Origin of the sequence: Oceanicella actignis, assembly GCF_008124525.1 — a bacterium.
GTDB classification, from domain to species: Bacteria; Pseudomonadota; Alphaproteobacteria; order Rhodobacterales; family Rhodobacteraceae; genus Oceanicella; species Oceanicella actignis.
In genome coordinates this window covers 164102-180121 of record NZ_VNHJ01000005.1, presented here as the reverse complement: position 1 = coordinate 180121, position 16020 = coordinate 164102, and the positions used below count along the sequence as shown (strand labels likewise).

16 protein-coding genes are annotated in these 16020 nt (G+C 70.3%); 6 read left to right on the top strand and 10 right to left on the bottom strand.

Going from position 1 to position 16020, the window contains the following annotated elements; all coding sequences use genetic code 11:
• Window position 1 precedes the first annotated feature (1 nt).
• The gene (locus LY05_RS09190) at window positions 2-1396 is read right to left on the bottom strand and encodes a flagellar hook-length control protein FliK (RefSeq protein WP_170258933.1); all 1395 of its coding nucleotides are present in this window, start codon (window positions 1394-1396) and stop codon (window positions 2-4) included.
• 103 nt (window positions 1397-1499) lie between these two features.
• Between LY05_RS09190 and LY05_RS09185 the strand changes: the two genes are divergently transcribed.
• Window positions 1500-1787: a rod-binding protein gene (locus tag LY05_RS09185; RefSeq protein ID WP_148922938.1), complete on the top strand. Its 288-nt coding sequence runs from the start codon at window positions 1500-1502 to the stop codon at window positions 1785-1787.
• Window positions 1784-2137, top strand: a complete 354-nt coding sequence (locus LY05_RS09180) for a hypothetical protein (RefSeq protein WP_148922937.1) — start codon at window positions 1784-1786, stop codon at window positions 2135-2137. The genes LY05_RS09185 and LY05_RS09180 overlap by 4 nt, the downstream gene beginning before the upstream one ends.
• 9 nt (window positions 2138-2146) lie before the next feature.
• On the opposite strand, the gene ligA is transcribed toward LY05_RS09180, so the two are convergent.
• The 3 genes from ligA to sciP form a co-directional block, all read right to left on the bottom strand.
• Entirely contained in the window at window positions 2147-4306 is a 2160-nt protein-coding gene (ligA, locus tag LY05_RS09175) for an NAD-dependent DNA ligase LigA (protein WP_148922936.1), read from the bottom strand.
• Window positions 4307-4419: 113 nt separating this feature from the next.
• Window positions 4420-5130: a response regulator transcription factor CtrA gene (gene ctrA / locus LY05_RS09170; protein WP_072747388.1), complete on the bottom strand. Its 711-nt coding sequence runs from the start codon at window positions 5128-5130 to the stop codon at window positions 4420-4422.
• Between the two features lie 99 nt (window positions 5131-5229).
• On the bottom strand, window positions 5230-5514 hold the full coding sequence (gene sciP / locus LY05_RS09165; protein ID WP_072747387.1) for a CtrA inhibitor SciP: 285 nt from the start codon (window positions 5512-5514) through the stop codon (window positions 5230-5232).
• 159 nt (window positions 5515-5673) lie between these two features.
• Here sciP and mnmA point away from each other — a divergent pair, with 159 nt between their 5' ends.
• Window positions 5674-6810, top strand: a complete 1137-nt coding sequence (gene mnmA / locus LY05_RS09160; protein ID WP_072747386.1) for a tRNA 2-thiouridine(34) synthase MnmA — start codon at window positions 5674-5676, stop codon at window positions 6808-6810.
• Window positions 6811-6816: 6 nt separating this feature from the next.
• On the opposite strand, the gene LY05_RS09155 is transcribed toward mnmA, so the two are convergent.
• Window positions 6817-7128 (bottom strand): ETC complex I subunit, encoded by a 312-nt coding sequence (locus LY05_RS09155; RefSeq protein ID WP_072747385.1) that lies wholly within the window; start codon window positions 7126-7128, stop codon window positions 6817-6819.
• Between the two features lie 336 nt (window positions 7129-7464).
• On the opposite strand from LY05_RS09155, the gene uvrB reads away from it, so the two are divergent.
• Both uvrB and LY05_RS09145 read left to right on the top strand, forming a co-directional pair.
• The gene (gene uvrB / locus LY05_RS09150) at window positions 7465-9642 is read left to right on the top strand and encodes an excinuclease ABC subunit UvrB (protein ID WP_083581300.1); all 2178 of its coding nucleotides are present in this window, start codon (window positions 7465-7467) and stop codon (window positions 9640-9642) included.
• Between the two features lie 66 nt (window positions 9643-9708).
• Entirely contained in the window at window positions 9709-9921 is a 213-nt protein-coding gene (locus tag LY05_RS09145; protein ID WP_148922935.1) for a DUF2905 domain-containing protein, read from the top strand.
• Between the two features lie 206 nt (window positions 9922-10127).
• Here LY05_RS09145 and LY05_RS15140 read toward each other — a convergent pair whose 3' ends face one another.
• The 4 genes from LY05_RS15140 to LY05_RS09130 all read right to left on the bottom strand — a co-directional run bounded on the left by LY05_RS15140 (window position 10128) and on the right by LY05_RS09130 (window position 14484).
• The gene (locus LY05_RS15140; protein WP_170258931.1) at window positions 10128-10304 is read right to left on the bottom strand and encodes an RSP_7527 family protein; all 177 of its coding nucleotides are present in this window, start codon (window positions 10302-10304) and stop codon (window positions 10128-10130) included.
• 217 nt (window positions 10305-10521) lie between these two features.
• Complete coding sequence (locus LY05_RS09140) at window positions 10522-11097, bottom strand: sarcosine oxidase subunit gamma (RefSeq protein ID WP_148922934.1); 576 nt, start codon at window positions 11095-11097, stop codon at window positions 10522-10524.
• Window positions 11098-11101: 4 nt separating this feature from the next.
• On the bottom strand, window positions 11102-14113 hold the full coding sequence (locus tag LY05_RS09135) for a sarcosine oxidase subunit alpha family protein (RefSeq protein WP_148922933.1): 3012 nt from the start codon (window positions 14111-14113) through the stop codon (window positions 11102-11104).
• Window positions 14110-14484, bottom strand: coding sequence for a sarcosine oxidase subunit delta (locus LY05_RS09130; RefSeq protein WP_148922932.1), 375 nt, complete (start codon window positions 14482-14484; stop codon window positions 14110-14112). The genes LY05_RS09135 and LY05_RS09130 overlap by 4 nt, the downstream gene beginning before the upstream one ends.
• Before the next feature lie 98 nt (window positions 14485-14582).
• Here LY05_RS09130 and LY05_RS15135 point away from each other — a divergent pair, with 98 nt between their 5' ends.
• Complete coding sequence (locus tag LY05_RS15135) at window positions 14583-14747, top strand: hypothetical protein (RefSeq protein WP_170258929.1); 165 nt, start codon at window positions 14583-14585, stop codon at window positions 14745-14747.
• An 11-nt stretch (window positions 14748-14758) separates the two neighbouring features.
• Here the strand turns inward: LY05_RS15135 and LY05_RS09125 are convergent, their stop codons facing one another.
• On the bottom strand, window positions 14759-16003 hold the full coding sequence (locus tag LY05_RS09125; protein ID WP_148922931.1) for a sarcosine oxidase subunit beta family protein: 1245 nt from the start codon (window positions 16001-16003) through the stop codon (window positions 14759-14761).
• Window positions 16004-16020 lie beyond the last annotated feature (17 nt).

Here is a 16020-nt window from a genome sequence, read left to right as displayed (position 1 = left end):
GTTACACTCGCATGTCGAGGCCGGTCACGAAGACGCGGCGCAGGGCGGGCAGCTCGGCCGGCTCGGACGCGGCCTCGCTGAAAAACGCGTCATGCCCGCGCGGACGGCCAGGCTGCCCTCCGCCCGACGAGAAGGACAGATCCACCCGCGCATGCCCCAGGCGCGCAAGCTCGGCCGAGAGCTGCTCTGCATGCCTGCGCATAAGGTCAAGGGCCTCGGGCCTGTCTGCCGAAACATGCGCGTTCATGGTCCCGTCGACGGCGCTCATGGTGATCCGAACCCGGCCGAGCTCGGGCGGATCGAGCCGCACCTCGACCGCCCCATCGTCGGATCGCGACACCGCTTCGGTCAGCTGCCGGATGACGTGCCCGGCCGATGCCCGATCCGGACCATGTGCAGGCGGCGCGGCGGCGTGAAACCGCTCGACGCGCTCGGCCCGCGCGGCGGACTGGATGAGATCGGGACCGTCGGCCTCCGCCTTGCTCTCGGCTTCGGCCGCATCGCGGTCTGCGATCTCGTCGCCTTGGCGCAACGCCTCGGCGGAGCCGAGAGCCAAGGGCGGCTCCGCCCCCTGCCCGACGGTCGGACGCGCCGGAGGGGCGGCCTGATCGGTCTGTTCCACGGAGATGACCTCCGGCGGCGCGGCAGGCTCTGCCGGTCCGCCGGGCGGCGCGCCAAGGGTCTGCGCCGCATCGGTCGATGTCGGGAATGCATTCGCGAGCGGAGGCGTCGCAGCCTCACCCCCCTGCCCGGCGCCATTCGAAACCAACTTCTTCGCCTCACCCTTCTCGGGCGCTTCGGCGCCGATCTCGTCGACGCTGCCGGGACGCTCGGAAGCGGCGTCCACGGCCTCGCCAGGGTTCGCGACGCGAGGGAACGCCAAGTCGGCGGCCGCGAGCGCGGCGGTCTCGGCGCCGTTCTGGTCCAAGCCCGGGCGGTGGGGGGCCGACTGGGGGCTCTCGACAATCGACGTCCGAGGCCCGGACGTCACGACTTCAGGCGCGTGAGCGGGCGCGGGCGGCGCAGCGTCTCGCTCCGCCGTCCGTTCGCGAGAATCGCGCGACGCGCTCGCCGCGTCGTCCCGAACCGGCGCCGAAGATTGCGGAAGTTCCGCCACCCTCCCAAGCGCATCAGCGGGCAGGAACATGGCGAAATCGGGTCGGGGCGCGCCTTCCGGCTCCGCCTCGTCCCCCTCTTCGCCGCCGTCCGGCGGCATCGACGCGCCAGCGGCCATCGGCGGCGCCTTGACGGTCGCCGTCGCGATGCTCCTTTCGCCCAGACCGGCCCGGAACGCGGCGGCGAAGTCCGCTTCGGGCGCGGGCGATTCTCCCCGACGCGGCGAAGGCGCGGCCGCAGGCGAAAGCGACTCGGTCTGCGTGGCGGGGGCGACGATCATCCTGGGCCTCATGGCTGCGATGGGAACTGGCACGATCATCGGCGCGAAGCCTTACCAATCATTTACCGAGTCGCGCGAAGATCGGCGGCGAAAGGAGACGCCCATGCAGATCCAGCCCGGCCGCCTCGCGCCGCCCCCGATGCCGGCGACCGATTCGCGCGACGCCCGCCTGCGCGAGGTCGCCCAGGAGCTTGAAGCGACCTTTCTGGCGCAGATGCTGACCTATGCCGGCCTCGGAAAACCGCTCGAAACCATGGGGGGCGGCGCCGGCGAAGAGGCCTTCTCAAGCCTCCTGACGCAGGAACAAGCCCGCCTTCTGGCCAGACGGGGCGGCATAGGTCTGGCCGAGAGCCTGTTCGAATCGCTCAAGAGAAAGGAAGCCGCGCGATGAGCATGACCCCTTCCGGCGCCGCCCGCAGGCTGACCGAGCTGTTCCGCCAGGAGCGCGAGGCCCTGTTGGCGGGCGATCTGGCCGCTTTCGCCGCGTTGCAGGCGCAAAAGACGCCGCTCGCTCAGGCGCTCGACAACGGCGCGCCGCCCGATGCGGCAAGCCTTGGCGCGTTGCGCGACGCGGCCGCGCGCAGTCTCGCCACGTTGGAGGCGTATCGCGAAGGGATCCGCCAGGCGCGCGCCTGGCTGGACAAGGCGCGCGCCGCGCGCCGCGAGCTTGGCGCATACACCGCGGCGGGCGACAAGGTGGCGCTGAACGAACAAGGCAGCATCAGGGACTCGCGCGCGTAAGGTCGCGCCTCAGCCCCCGATCATCTCGAGCCATTCGTCCTCGGACAGTATCCGCACGCCCAGCTCCTGAGCCTTGCGCAGCTTCGAGCCGGCGTCCTCGCCGGCGACCACGAAATCGGTCCGCGACGAGACCGAGCCCGAGACCTTCGCGCCGAGCGCCTCGGCGCGCGCCTTCGCCTCTGCGCGGGTCATGCGGGCAAGCGTGCCGGTGAACACCACGGTCTTGCCCGCCACCGGACTCGCCGCCGCGGGCGCCTCGACATCCAGGATCTCGACCTCGGCCAAGAGGCGCTGCAAGGCCGCAAGGTTGTGCTCTTCGGCGAAGAATTCGGCCACGGATCGCGCGACGACGGGTCCGATGCCGTCGATGGCCAGCAGCTGCTCCCATGCCGGGCCCTCCATGGCGGCGGCGGCGCGCATCGCCTGCTCGAATGCGCGCCAGGACCCGTAAAAGCGCGCCAGGGTCCGCGCCGTCACCTCTCCGACATGCCGGATGCCCAGCGCGTAAATGAATCGGTCCAGCGGAATGCGGCGGCGCTCGTCGATCGCGTCGAAAAGCTTCCGGGCCGATCTTTCGCCCCAGCCGGGCCTGTTGGCGAGCTGCTGCGGCTGACCGGGCCCGTAGCGCCGCCGCAGCGCAAAGATGTCGGCGGGCTCGCGGATCCACCCCGCCTCGTGCAGCGCCTCGATCTGCTTGGCGCCGAGCCCCTCGATGTCGAACGCCTCGCGCGAGACGAAATGCTTCAGCCTTTCGACCCGCTGCGCCGGACAGACCAGCCCGCCCGTGCACCGGCGCACGGCCTCGCCCGGCTCGCGCACGGCGGCCGAGCCGCATTCGGGGCACACGGTCGGAAAGACGAAGGGGCGCGCATCGGGCGGCCTTTTGGACAAGTCCACATCGAGGATCTGGGGAATCACGTCGCCCGCCCGGTAGACGACCACCGTGTCGCCCACGCGCAGATCCTTGCCGCCGCGGATCGGGCGCCCGTCGGCCCCCACGCCGCGGATGTAATCCTCGTTGTGAAGCGTCGCGCTCGACACCACGACGCCGCCCACCGTCACCGGCCGAAGCCGCGCGACGGGCGCCAGGGCGCCGGTCCGTCCGACCTGGATCTCGATCGCCTCGAGGATCGTCGTCGCGGTCTGCGCGGGAAACTTGTGCGCAATGGCCCAGCGGGGGGCGTTGGCCCGCGCGCCGAGGCGGGCCTGCAGATCGAGACGGTCGACCTTGTGAACGACGCCGTCGATGTCATAGCCCAGCAATGCGCGCTGCGACTCGATCAGCCGGTAATGGGCGAGCATTTCCTCGACATCGTTCAGGCGGCGCATCAACGGATTGACGGGAAAACCCATGGCCGCCAGACGCTGCATCGAATCGAACTGGGTCTGCGCAAGCGGCTCGGACAGCTCGCCCCACCCGTAGGCGAAGAACCTGAGGGGACGCTGCGCGGTCACCCTCGCGTCGAGCTGGCGCAATGATCCGGCCGCCGCATTGCGCGGATTGGCGAAAGGCTTGAGCCCGGCCTGCTGCTGGCGGCGGTTGAGTTCGGCGAAGTCTTCGTGGCGCATGTAGACCTCGCCGCGCACTTCAAGCCTGGCGGGCGCGTCGGAAAGCCTTTTCGGAAGGTCGCCGATCGTGCGCGCGTTGGCGGTGACGTCCTCGCCGGTTTCGCCGTCGCCGCGCGTTGCGGCCCGGGTCATCACGCCATTCTCGTAGAGAATGGACAGCGAAAGGCCGTCGATCTTGGGTTCGGAGGTGAAATCGAGCGGCTCTTCCTCGGTCATGCCGAGAAAGCGGCGCACGCCGGCGACGAAGCGCCGCAGATCCTCGTCGTCGAACGCGTTCGCGAGCGAGAGCATGGGGATCGCATGCCGGACCTTGGCGAAGCCCTCGGCCGGCGGCGCGCCGACGCGCAGCGACGGGCTGTCGGGGCGCACGAGATCGGGAAAGCGCTCCTCGATCGCGCGGTTGCGCGCCTTGAGCGCGTCATATTCGGCGTCGGTGATCTCTGGCTCGGCGCGCTGGTAATAGGCGATGTCGTGGCGCGCGATCAGCTTCGCGAGCCTCTCGAGCTCGCGCGCGGCGGATTCGCGGTCGAGCGCCTCGACCGGCACGCCGGACAGGTCGTCGCCGGCGTTGGGCGCCGCGCGCGGATCGTCTTCGTGCATGAGCGTGCTCCCGTTCGAACGGGAGCTGTTTGCGCGCTTGCCGCAAGGCCGTCAAGCGCCGACCCGAGGAGCCGGAGCGGCCGGCGTTCTGCCAGGCCCTGCGCCGGTCCGGGTCAGGCGCGCATCGCCATCTTCGGCTCTTCGGCCGGAGCGGGATCGCGCAGCACGTAGCCCCTACCCCACACGGTGTCGATGTAGTTCTCGCCCCCGGTGGCGGCCGACAGCTTCTTGCGCAGCTTGCAGATGAACACGTCGATGATCTTGAGCTCGGGCTCGTCCATGCCGCCGTAAAGATGGTTGAGGAACATCTCCTTGGTCAGGGTGGTGCCCTTGCGCAGGCTCAGCAGCTCGAGCATCTGATACTCCTTGCCCGTCAGATGCACGGGCTGGCCGTCCACCTCGACCGTCTTGGCGTCCAGATTCACCCGCAGCTTGCCCGTCTCGATCACCGACTGCGCGTGCCCCTTCGAGCGGCGCACGATGGCGTGGATGCGCGCGATCAGCTCCTCGCGGTTGAAGGGCTTGGTCAGATAGTCGTCCGCGCCGAATCCAAAGCCCTTGATCTTGTTCTCGGTCTCATCAAGGCCCGAGAGGATCAGGATCGGCGTGTCCACCTTGGCCAGCCGCAGCTTGCGCAGGACCTCATATCCGCTCATGTCCGGCAGGTTGAGGTCCAGCAGGATCAGGTCGTAGTCGTAGAGTTTGGCGAGGTCGATCCCCTCCTCGCCCAGATCGGTCGAGTAGACGTTGAGGTTGGCGTTCCTCAGCATCAACTCGATGCTCTGGGCCATGGAGTGATCGTCCTCGATAAGCAGAACTCGCATGTCAGGCTCCTCGGCAAATTCTCGAATCTCCGGCGATCCCAGAATCTGCAAGAATGGTGAACGAACCGTTACCACCTTAACGCGAGTTAAGCCTTCAACTCAACCTCTAGGCGACCTGTATCTTTGCAACGCCGTCGTGCGCAGCGCATTGATGCCGTGACGGGCGACGGCGGTGCGCCAGCTGTCCAGCTCCTCCTCCGACAGATCATACATGCGGCAGGCATCCTCCTCGGACAGCAGCCCGCCATTGACCGCGGCCACCACCGCCGCCTTGCGCCGCGCCACCCAGCGCCGCGTGTCGGGGGGCGGCAGGTCGTCTTTGGTCAAAGGACGGCCGTCCGGCCCGATCACGCTGATCGGGCGTTCATTGCGTTCGGAATGCATGACGCTCCCTCACTCTGTTTCACTCACCCGAGAACGACGCTAGAAGCGGCTGCTTAAGAGGCGGTGAAACGCGCAAATGCGGGATTTTCGAATTTTAGCCGACTTGCCGCGCAGGGCGGCCCGGCTCTATATGCCCCCCAACCAGCGACAGGAGCGGCCATGACCGACGCGCGCATCAACAGCCTGGGAATCGCCAAGCCGCCCGCGCAGACGCGCGTGGTGGTCGCCATGTCCGGCGGGGTCGACAGCTCGGTCGTCGCCGCCATGCTGGCGCGCGAGGGCTATGACGTGGTCGGCGTGACGCTGCAGCTCTACGACCATGGCGCCGCGCTGGCGCGCAAGGGCGCCTGCTGCGCCGGGCGCGACATTCACGACGCGCGCCGCGTGGCCGAGACCATGGGCTTTCCGCACTACGTCCTGGACTATGAGAATCGCTTTCGCGAGGCGGTGATGGACGAGTTCGCCGACAGCTATCTCGCCGGCGCAACGCCCATCCCCTGCGTGCGCTGCAACGAGCGCGTCAAGTTCCGCGACCTGCTGGACACCGCCAGGGAGCTGGGCGCCGACTGCATGGCCACCGGCCACTACATCCGCCGCCAGGACGGCCCCAGCGGCCCCGAGCTGCACCGCGCGGCCGACCCGCGCCGCGATCAGAGCTATTTCCTGTTCGCCACCACGCGCGAGCAGCTGGCCTGGCTGCGCTTTCCCCTCGGCGGGCTCACCTCGAAGGCGCAGACGCGCGCGCTGGCGGCCGAGTTCGGGCTGACCGTGGCCGACAAGCCCGACAGCCAGGACATCTGCTTCGTTCCCAACGGCCGCTACGCCGAGGTGATCGAGAAGCTGCGCCCGGGCGCCGCCGAGCCGGGCGAGATCGTGCATCTGGACGGGCGCGTGCTGGGCCGGCACGAGGGGCTGATCCGCTACACCGTCGGCCAGCGCCGCGGCCTTGGCGTGGCGACGGGCGAGCCGCTGCATGTCATCCGTCTCGAGCCCGAGACGCGCCGCGTCGTCGTCGGCCCGCGCGAGGCGCTGGCCACGCGCATCGTGCCGGTGGCCGAGATCAACTGGCTGGGCGATGCGCCGCTCGAGGCCGCGCCCGAGGAAGGGTGGGAGATCCTGGCGCGCGTGCGCTCGACGCGCGAGCCCGCCCCCGCCCGCCTGCGCCCCCTCGGCCCGGACCGGGCCGAGGTCGAGCTGCTGTCGCCCGAAGAGGGCGTCGCGCCGGGGCAGGCCTGCGTCTTCTACGCGCCCGAAGGCTCTCGCGTGCTGGGCGGAGGCTGGATCCGGCGCGGCTGAGGGGCGTCAGTGCGTCCAGGGCATGCGGCGGTCATGGGCGAAGTTCGACCCGTAGCCGCGCGGGCGGATGTTGGGGCGGCGGGGCTTCGGGGTCTCGACCTGATACTCGAGCCCGTGCCGCTCGGCGTATTCCACCGCGGCCTCGCGGGTGTCGAAGGTCAGGCGCACCTGCCCCAGCGTGTCGCCCGATCCGGTCCAGCCCATCAGCGGGTCGGGCCGCTTGGGTTCGGACGGCGCGAACTCCAGCACCCACTTGCGGGTGTTGGCCACGCCGGACTGCATGGCGTTGCGTGCGGGACGGTAGATTCGCGCGATCATGGCGTTGCTCCGATCAGCTTGCGGACGCGCGCCTTATGCCACCGGGGGCCATGGCTGGGCAAGGCGCGAGGCCTGCCCCGAGGACGGGAGCCGGATGACGGGAAAAGGTTGATCGCCGACCGAACGCTTGGGAGCGAGGGGTGGGGTGGGTGATGCCGCGTCCGGCCGGCGATCCTTCCTGCGATCTAAGCCTAGGCTGAAACCCACTTTGTGGAGTTCGACCGCAGGAAATTCATGTACGGGTTCTTCATCCCCAGTTACGCCCCATTCGAGGGCTGCCAGCGCCGCCGAGGTTGATTAACCCTGCGACAAGGCCAACATCGGGGAAAATGGTTGATGGAGCGTAAACGCATGCCGGAAATTTCGCCCTTGAAGGCCAGTTCCGCTAAAAATCGCGAAAAGCTCGAGGGCGGCGTCCGGCTGGTCATGGAGACCGAGTTCTCGCCCGCCGGAGACCAGCCCGCGGCCATCGCCGAACTGGTCGAGGGCATCGAGCGCGGCGAGCGCGACCAGGTTCTTCTGGGCGCGACGGGCACGGGCAAGACCTTCACCATGGCCAAGGTCATCGAGGCCACGCAGCGCCCGGCCATCATCCTGGCGCCCAACAAGACCCTGGCCGCGCAACTTTACGGCGAATTCAGGAAGTTCTTTCCGAACAATGCCGTAGAGTATTTCGTATCCTATTACGACTACTATCAGCCCGAGGCCTACGTGCCCCGCACGGACACCTTCATCGAGAAGGAATCGCAGATCAACGAGCAGATCGACCGCATGCGCCACTCGGCCACGCGCGCCCTGCTCGAGCGCGACGACGTCATCATCGTCGCCTCGGTCAGCTGCATCTACGGCATCGGCGCGGTCGAGACCTACGGCGCCATGACCCAGGATCTCGAGGTCGGCGGCGCCTATGACATGCGCGCCGTCATGCGCGAGCTGACCGCCCAGCAATACAAGCGCAACGACGCCGCCTTCCAGCGCGGCGCCTTTCGCGTGCGCGGCGATTCGCTCGAGCTGTGGCCCGCGCATCTCGAGGACCGCGCGTGGCGCTTCTCGTTCTTCGGCGAAGAGCTCGAATCGATCCAGGAGTTCGACCCCCTGACGGGGCAGCGCACGGGCCAGCTGCAAAAGGTGCGAATCTACGCCAACTCGCACTACGTCACGCCGCGCCCGACCATGCAGCAGGCGATCAAGGGCATTCGCGAAGAGCTGCGCCGGCGCCTCGACCAGTTCGTCGCCGAGGGCAAGCTGCTCGAGGCGCAGCGGCTCGAGCAGCGCACGAATTTCGACCTCGAGATGCTCGAGGCCACGGGCGTGTGCCCCGGCATCGAGAACTACTCGCGCTACCTGACCGGCCGCGCCCCCGGCGAGCCGCCGCCGACCCTGTTCGAATACATCCCCGACAACGCCATCGTCTTCGCCGACGAAAGCCATGTCACGATCCCGCAGCTGGGCGCGATGTACAAGGGCGACTACCGGCGCAAGGCGACGCTGGCCGAGCACGGCTTCCGCCTGCCCTCGTGCATGGACAACCGCCCGCTCAAGTTCGAGGAGTGGGACGCCATGCGCCCGCAATCGGTGTTCGTGTCGGCCACGCCCGGCCCGTGGGAGCTGGCGCGCACGGGCGGCGTCTTCGTCGAGCAGGTCATCCGCCCTACGGGCCTGGTCGATCCGCGCATCGAGGTGCGCCCCGCCGAGACCCAGGTCGACGATCTGCTGGACGAAGCGCGCGCCGTGATCGCCAGGGGCGGGCGCGTGCTGTGCACCACGCTGACCAAGCGCATGGCCGAGGACCTGACCGAATACCTGCACGAGCAGGGCGTGCGCGTGCGCTACATGCACTCGGACATCGACACCATCGAGCGCATCGAGATCATCCGCGACCTGCGCCTGGGGGCGTTCGACGTGCTGGTCGGCATCAACCTTCTGCGCGAGGGGCTGGACATTCCCGAGGTGGCGCTGGTCGCCATTCTCGACGCCGACAAGGAGGGCTTCCTGCGCTCGGAGACCTCGCTGATCCAGACCATCGGCCGCGCCGCGCGCAACGTCGAGGGCCGGGTCATCATGTATGCCGACCGCGTCACCGGCTCGATGGAGCGCGCCATCGCCGAGACCGACCGCCGCCGCGCCAAGCAGATCGCCTACAACGAGGCGCATGGCATCACCCCGGCCACCATCCGCAAGAACGTCGACGACGTGCTCGAAGGCCTGTGGGAGGGCGATGCCGACATGGCCCGCGTGACCGCGACGGTGGACGCGCCGCGCCCGGGCGCGAATCTGGCCGCGCACATCGCCGAGCTGCGCAAGCAGATGATGCAGGCGGCCGAGAATCTGGAGTTCGAAGAGGCCGCCCGCCTGCGCGACGAGATCAAGCGCCTGGAGGCGGTCGAGCTGGCGGTCGGCGCCGACCCGATGATTCGCCCCGCAGAGCTGGCCGCCGCCGCGCCGGCGCGCGGACGCTCGACCGCGGGCCGCCCCGGAGAGCGGCCGCGCAAGGGGCGCAAGCCGCGCCGCTGAGCTCGCGGCCGCCCTTGCGCCGCGGCGGGGCTGGCGCGGCGCGCGTCCCTCTGGCATCATCGCGCCATGTCGCGCATCCTGATCGCCATCGGTGTTCTGCTGATCGTGCTGGGGCTGCTCTGGCCCCTGTTCGCGCGCATGGGGCTTGGCCGCCTGCCGGGCGACATCGTGATCGAGCGCGAGAATCTGCGCATCCATTTCCCCATCGTCACGGCGCTGGTGATCTCGGTCGCGGCGACGGTGGCGCTGAACCTGATTCTCTGGTTCCTGAACCGCTGACGCGCCCTGGCGCGCCGCCAGGACAGGAAACCCCCGTTCGGCGGGAGGAACCGAACGGGGGCTCTGCGAGGCCCGGCCCGCGAGGGAGGGCGGCCGGGCGTCTGGCCGGCATCCGGACCGGCGCCTGCGCGGGCCAGGGAGGAAACCCGCGCAATGGCCGGGGCTGCGCTTGCGGGGCCGGGAGGAGGAAGCCCCGCGCGCGGCCGTCAGGCGGTCCGGCGGCCGGCTTTGGCGTGCGTCAGGGCGGCGACGCCCCAGACGACGGCGTTGGCGACGCCGCGCCAGGCGGCGGCGAACATCTTGCGGATCGCGGCGGCGCGCTCGGCTTCGGCGCGGCGCAGGATCTCGTTCATCTCATCGTTGCTCATGCGCAAGGCGTTCATCTTTCGGCTCCTTTGCCCGAACGCGGGTGCAGCCCCGTTCGCTTGAGCCGGGATATAGGCGCGCCCCGCGCGTTGTGCACCGCACAAAAGGGAAAGGCCGGCTTGCGCGCCGCGCATGGCGCGCAAGCCGGCCCCAGCCCGCCATCGTCCCCGCCGCGCCCGGCCGCCGCGGCCGCTTTGCCCGCGAGCCGACGCGGCGCAGCCCCTGGCGCGGCGCTCAGAGCGCCCGCGGCAGCGAGTCCTCGCGCGCGGCGACGCACAGCGCATCGAAGGCGTATTGCGCCACCGAGCGGAAGCAGATCAGCCCGAAGGTTTCGGGCTCGCCGTCCTCCTGCCAGAAGGCCACCGCCAGCTGGCCCATGCGCGTGCGCCGCAGATCGCCCGGCCCGAAGGCCTGCCGCGACAGATCGACCGGCGCGCCCTTGGCCAGCGCCTCGCGCGCGCCGGCCCCGATGATGCGGAACATCGCCCGCGCGTCCGACACGTTGACCGCCAGGTGATGAACGCCGTCGAGCGCGCGCGCCGCCTCGGCCGCGGCGGCGTCGGCCTCGGCCCAGGGCAGCAGGACCAGAAGCTCGTCCGGCGACATCCACAGCAGCGCCCGCTCGCCCTTGCGCGAGATGCGCCGCCGCTCGGGGAAGGGCGCGCCGCCGGCCGCGGCCTCGGCGGCGGCGCGAAAGCGCGCGTCCTCGAAATCGCCGCGCAGGGTCAGCATGCCCTGCAGGCCGGCTTCCTCGATCCGCACGGCCCCGTCGCGCGCGGCCCCGTTCAGGGCGCTGCGCGCCTTCGTCATCGCATCAGACATCCTGCCGCGTCCCTTCCTTGTCGTAGAACACCGGATCGACGACGCGCGCCTTGATGACCGCGTCGCCCTCGGCGGCGAATTCCAGCACCTGGCCCATGCGCCCGGCCCCGCCCTCGATCAGCGCCATGGCGATCGAGCGCCCCAGCGTCGGCGAGAAATAGCTGGAGGTCACATGGCCGATCGTCTTGCGCACGCCGGGGCGGCGCATGCCCTCGACCGCGTGGGCGCCGTCGGGCAGCACCGTCTGGGGGTCCAGCGTCTCGAGCCCGACCAGCTGCTTGCGGTCGGGGCGGGTCAGGTCGGGGCGCTCCTGGGCGCGCTTGCCGATGAAGTCGGCCTTCTTCTTCGACACCGCCCAGCTCATGCCCAGATCCTGCGGCGTGACGGTGCCGTCGGTCTCGTCGCCGACCATGATGAAGCCCTTCTCGGCCCGCATCACATGCAGCGCCTCGGTGCCGTAGGGCGTGACGTCGAACTCGGCGCCCGCCTCGCGCAGCATGTCCCACATGGCCTGCCCCTGCGAGGCGGGGATCGCGATCTCGTAGCTCAGCTCGCCCGAGAAGCTGATGCGGAAGATCCGCGCCGGGATGCCGCCCAGCCTGCCCTCGGCCATGCCCATGAAGGGCAGCGCCTGCTTCGAGACGTCGACCCCGCCCAGCTTCTCGAGCGTCTTGCGCGCGTTGGGGCCGACGACGGCGATCTGGGCGAACTGCTCGGTCAGGTTGGCGACGTAGACCTTCAGATCCCACCACTCGGTCTGGAGCCACTCTTCCATCCAGGCATGCACCCGGTCCGAGCCGCCCGAGGTGGTGTGGCACAGGAACGCGTCCTCGGACAGGCGCACGACCACGCCGTCGTCGAAGATGAAGCCGTTCTCGTTGCACATCAGCCCGTAGCGGCAGCGCCCGACCTTCAGCGTGCTCATCATGTTGGTGTAGAGCAGATCCAGAAAGCGCCCGGCGTCGGGGCCCTTGACCAGGATCTTGCCCAGCGTCGAGGCGTCGAGCATGCCCAGCGAGCCGCGCGTGGCCAGGATTTCGCGGCGCACGGCGTCCTGCGTGGACTCGCCCGCGCGGCGATAGGCGTAGGGCCGGCGCCAGTCGCCCACGGGCTCCCACACCGCGCCGTTGGCGTCGTGCCAGGCGTCCATGGGGGTCTTGCGCGTGGGCTTGAACAGCGGACCGCGCGCCTCGCCGACGATGGCGCCGAACGAGATCGGCGTGTAGGGCGGGCGGAAGGTGGTGGTGCCAACCTGCGGAATCGGGCGGCCCAGCGCGTCGGCCAGGATGCCGATGCCGTTGATGTTGCTCAGCTTGCCCTGGTCGGTGGCCATGCCCAGCGTGGTGTAGCGCTTGGCATGTTCGACGCTTTCGTAGCCCTCGCGCGCCGCCAGGCGCAGGTCCGAGGCCTTGACGTCGTTCTGGTAGTCGAGGAACGCCTTGGACGCCAGCTTCGGCCCGGCCGCCGCGGGCATGATCCACATCGGCATGATGGGCGCCTCTTCGAGGCGCGCGGCGGCGGGGGCGTGGGCGCGCGCATCGGCGAAGCCGGCCTCGCGCGCGGCGCGCGCGCCGGCCTCGGCGGCGTCGGCCAGCGCCTCGTCGGGCGACAGGAAGCCCGAGGCCGAGCCCGCGCACAGCACGAAGCCCTGCCCGTCGGCGCCCAGCGGCGGGCGCTCGGGGTCGGGGCGGAACATGGCGCGCGCGTCGTCCCAGATCAGCTTGCCGCCGCAATGGGACCACAGATGCACCACCGGCGACCAGCCGCCCGACATGGCCACCGCGTCGCAGGGAATGCGGTCGATGGGCGCGCCCTCGCCGCCCGCGGCGCAGATCTCGACCCCGCGCACGCGCTTGCCGCCCAGCGCGCGGCGCACGGCGCGGCCGGTCTCGACGCGCAGGCCCATCCTGCGCGCCTCTTCGGCCAGGGGGCCGCGCGCGTCGGTGCGCGGGTCGATGATGGCGGGCACGTCCAGCCCCGCGCGGCGCAGCGCGATGGCGGTGCGATAGCCGTCGTCGTTGTTGGTCACGACCACCGTGCGATCGCCGGGGCTGACGGCGTAAAGCTCGAGATAATCGCGCACGGCCGAGGCCAGCATCACCCCCGGCAGATCGTTCTCGGCGAAGGCGAGCGGGCGCTCGAGCGCGCCGGTGGCGGCCACGATGCGCCGCGCGCGGATCTTCCACAGCCGGTGGCGCGGGCGCCCGTCGCCGGGGGTGTGATCGGCCACGCGCTCGTAGCCCAGCGCATAGCCGTGATCGTAGACCCCCGCGCACATGGTCCGCAGGCGCATGACCACGTTGGGCATGGCCGCAAGCGCGGCGACCTGCGCGGCGATCCACTCATGCGCCGGCATGCCGTCGATCTCGCCGCCGTCGGCCAGCGCGCGCCCGCCCCACAGATGCGACTGCTCGAGCAGCAGCACCCGGGCCCCCGCCTCGGCGGCGCGGCGCGCGGCGGTCAGGCCCGCCGCGCCGCCGCCGGCGACCAGCACGTCGGCGTGGAAATGAAAGTGCTCGTAGCGGTCGGGGTCGGGCAGCTTGGGGGCCTCGCCCAGGCCGGCGGCGCGGCGGATGAAGGGCTCGAACACATGCTTCCACGCCGCGCGCGGCCACATGAAGGTCTTGTAGTAGAACCCGGCCGGGAAGAACCGCCACAGCGCGGCGTTGATCGCGCCGATGTCGAATTCGAGGCTGGGCCAGTGGTTCTGCGAGCGCGCCGACAGCCCCTCGAACAGCTCGGTTCCGGTGGCGCGCTGGTTGGGCTCGAAGCGCGGCCCCTCGCCCAGCCCGACAAGGGCGTTGGGCTCTTCGGCGCCCGAGGCGACGATGCCGCGCGGGCGGTGATACTTGAACGAACGCCCCGTCAGCACCTGCCCGTTGGCCAGCAGCGCCGAGGCCAGCGTGTCGCCGTGAAAGCCCTGAAGGCGCTTGCCGTTCCAGGAAAAGAACACCGGGCGGCTGCGGTCGATGGCCCGCCCGCCATGGGAAATGCGCGTGCTCATGCGCCCTGCCCCCCGTCAACGTCTTCGCCGGGCGCCGATTCGCCCGTCCAGTCCTCGAGCCGCCAGCCGGGGCGGCGCTGCGCGATGCGGGCCAGGATCTCGGGCGGCGGCGCGGTCACGTCGGCGCGGTAGGACCCGAACACCTCGAGCGTCGCGGTGCAGCGCGCGACGTGGAACCACTTGCCGCAGCCATAGACGTGCCGCCAGCGCTCGAAATGCACGCCCTTGGGATTCTTGCGGGTGAACATGTAGCCGGCGAACGCCTCGTCGCTCGCCCCCGGGCCGACGCGGCGCAGATGCGCCTCGCCGCCGGGGTGGAACTCGGTTTCCTCGCCGGTCGCGCCGCAGCACGGGCAGGTCAGTTGCAGCATGGAGCGCCTCTTTGCTTGGCGATTGCGCGCGCCGGCCCGGATGCGATACCCTGTCGGCGCGTCGATGTCGTCTTGCGTAGCGTATGTGAGGTCTGAAGATGGAGCGTATTCCCCAGCCCGACCCCGAGCTGACCCTGTTCGGCCTGAGCCACGCGGCCAGCGTCCTTCTCATCACCGTCGCGGTCCTGGCGATCTACGTCGCCGTCGACCTGCTGCGCCCGCGCCCGCGCCCACGCGGCGGCGAGGGCGAGCGCGGCGACTGAGCCGCGCGCCCTCAATGGGCCACGGCCGCGGCGACGCTCTCGTCGATCATGCGGCCCTCCGTGAAACGCTCGAGCCCGAACGGCCCCGCCACCGGATCCTCGCCGCGCGCCAGAAGGCCCGCCGTCGCCCAGCCCGAGCCGGGAATGGCCTTGAAGCCGCCCGTGCCCCAGCCGCAGTTCAGGTAGATCCCCTCGACCGGGGCGCGCCCGATGATGGGCGAGCGGTCGCCGGTGACGTCCACGATCCCGCCCCACTGGCGCAGCATCTTGAGCCGCGAGATGACCGGGAACATCTCGACCAGCGCGCGGATCGTCTCCTCGATGTGATGGAAGCTGCCGCGCTGGGTGTAGTTGTTGAACCCGTCCGTGCCGCCGCCGATCACCAGCTCGCCCTTGTCGGACTGGCTCATGTAGCCGTGCACGGTGTTGGCCATGACGACGCAGTCGAGGCAGGGCTTGATCGGCTCGGAGACGAGCGCCTGAAGGGCGACCGATTCGAGCGGCAGGCGAAAGCCCGCCATCTGCGCCAGCACGCCCGCATGCCCCGCCACCACCAGGCACAGCTTGCGCGTGCGGATCTGCCCGCGCGTGGTGCGCACGCCGCTCACGCGCCCGCCGGTCACGTCGATGCCCGTGACCTCGCAGTTCTGGATGATGTCCACGCCCAGATCCGACGCCGCGCGCGCATAGCCCCAGGCCACCGCGTCATGGCGCGCGGTGCCGCCGCGCGGCTGCCACAGCCCGCCCAGCACCGGGTAGCGCGGGCTGTCGACGTTCAGGATCGGGGCGATCTGGCGGATGCGGTCGGGGCCGACCATCTCGCTCTCGATTCCGTTGATGCGGTTGGCGTGGAAGGTGCGCTTCCACGCGCGCAGCTCGTGCTCGGTCTGCGCCAGCATCAGCACGCCGCGGGGGCTGAACATGATGTTGAAGTTCAGCTTCTGGCTCAGATCCTCGTAAAGCGAGCGCGACAGCTCGTAGATGTCGGCCGAGGGGTCCTGCAGGTAGTTCGAGCGGATGATGGTCGTGTTGCGGCCCGTGTTGCCGCCGCCCAGCCAGCCCTTTTCCAGCACCGCGACGTTGCGGATGCCGTGATTGGCCGCAAGGTAGTAGGCCGTGGCCAGGCCATGCCCGCCGCCGCCCACGATCACGACCTCGTATTCGGCGCGCGGCTCGGGCGAGCGCCAGGCGCGCTCCCAGCCCTGATGATAGTTCAGCGCCTGACGGGCGATGGCGAAGGCGGAATAGCGGGCCATGGGGCCTTTCCCTCCTG

What these genes read in the sequence shown, in the direction of transcription:
- LY05_RS09190 (WP_170258933.1), bottom strand. Translation starts at nt 1,396, where the DNA reads ATGATCGTCGCCCCCGCCACGCAGACCGAGTCGCTTTCGCCTGCGGCC.
- LY05_RS09185 (WP_148922938.1), top strand. Translation starts at nt 1,500, where the DNA reads ATGCAGATCCAGCCCGGCCGCCTCGCGCCGCCCCCGATGCCGGCGACC.
- LY05_RS09180 (WP_148922937.1), top strand. Translation starts at nt 1,784, where the DNA reads ATGAGCATGACCCCTTCCGGCGCCGCCCGCAGGCTGACCGAGCTGTTC.
- ligA (WP_148922936.1), bottom strand. Translation starts at nt 4,306, where the DNA reads ATGCACGAAGACGATCCGCGCGCGGCGCCCAACGCCGGCGACGACCTG.
- ctrA (WP_072747388.1), bottom strand. Translation starts at nt 5,130, where the DNA reads ATGCGAGTTCTGCTTATCGAGGACGATCACTCCATGGCCCAGAGCATC.
- sciP (WP_072747387.1), bottom strand. Translation starts at nt 5,514, where the DNA reads ATGCATTCCGAACGCAATGAACGCCCGATCAGCGTGATCGGGCCGGAC.
- mnmA (WP_072747386.1), top strand. Translation starts at nt 5,674, where the DNA reads ATGACCGACGCGCGCATCAACAGCCTGGGAATCGCCAAGCCGCCCGCG.
- LY05_RS09155 (WP_072747385.1), bottom strand. Translation starts at nt 7,128, where the DNA reads ATGATCGCGCGAATCTACCGTCCCGCACGCAACGCCATGCAGTCCGGC.
- uvrB (WP_083581300.1), top strand. Translation starts at nt 7,465, where the DNA reads ATGGAGCGTAAACGCATGCCGGAAATTTCGCCCTTGAAGGCCAGTTCC.
- LY05_RS09145 (WP_148922935.1), top strand. Translation starts at nt 9,709, where the DNA reads ATGTCGCGCATCCTGATCGCCATCGGTGTTCTGCTGATCGTGCTGGGG.
- LY05_RS15140 (WP_170258931.1), bottom strand. Translation starts at nt 10,304, where the DNA reads ATGAACGCCTTGCGCATGAGCAACGATGAGATGAACGAGATCCTGCGC.
- LY05_RS09140 (WP_148922934.1), bottom strand. Translation starts at nt 11,097, where the DNA reads ATGACGAAGGCGCGCAGCGCCCTGAACGGGGCCGCGCGCGACGGGGCC.
- LY05_RS09135 (WP_148922933.1), bottom strand. Translation starts at nt 14,113, where the DNA reads ATGAGCACGCGCATTTCCCATGGCGGGCGGGCCATCGACCGCAGCCGC.
- LY05_RS09130 (WP_148922932.1), bottom strand. Translation starts at nt 14,484, where the DNA reads ATGCTGCAACTGACCTGCCCGTGCTGCGGCGCGACCGGCGAGGAAACC.
- LY05_RS15135 (WP_170258929.1), top strand. Translation starts at nt 14,583, where the DNA reads ATGGAGCGTATTCCCCAGCCCGACCCCGAGCTGACCCTGTTCGGCCTG.
- LY05_RS09125 (WP_148922931.1), bottom strand. Translation starts at nt 16,003, where the DNA reads ATGGCCCGCTATTCCGCCTTCGCCATCGCCCGTCAGGCGCTGAACTAT.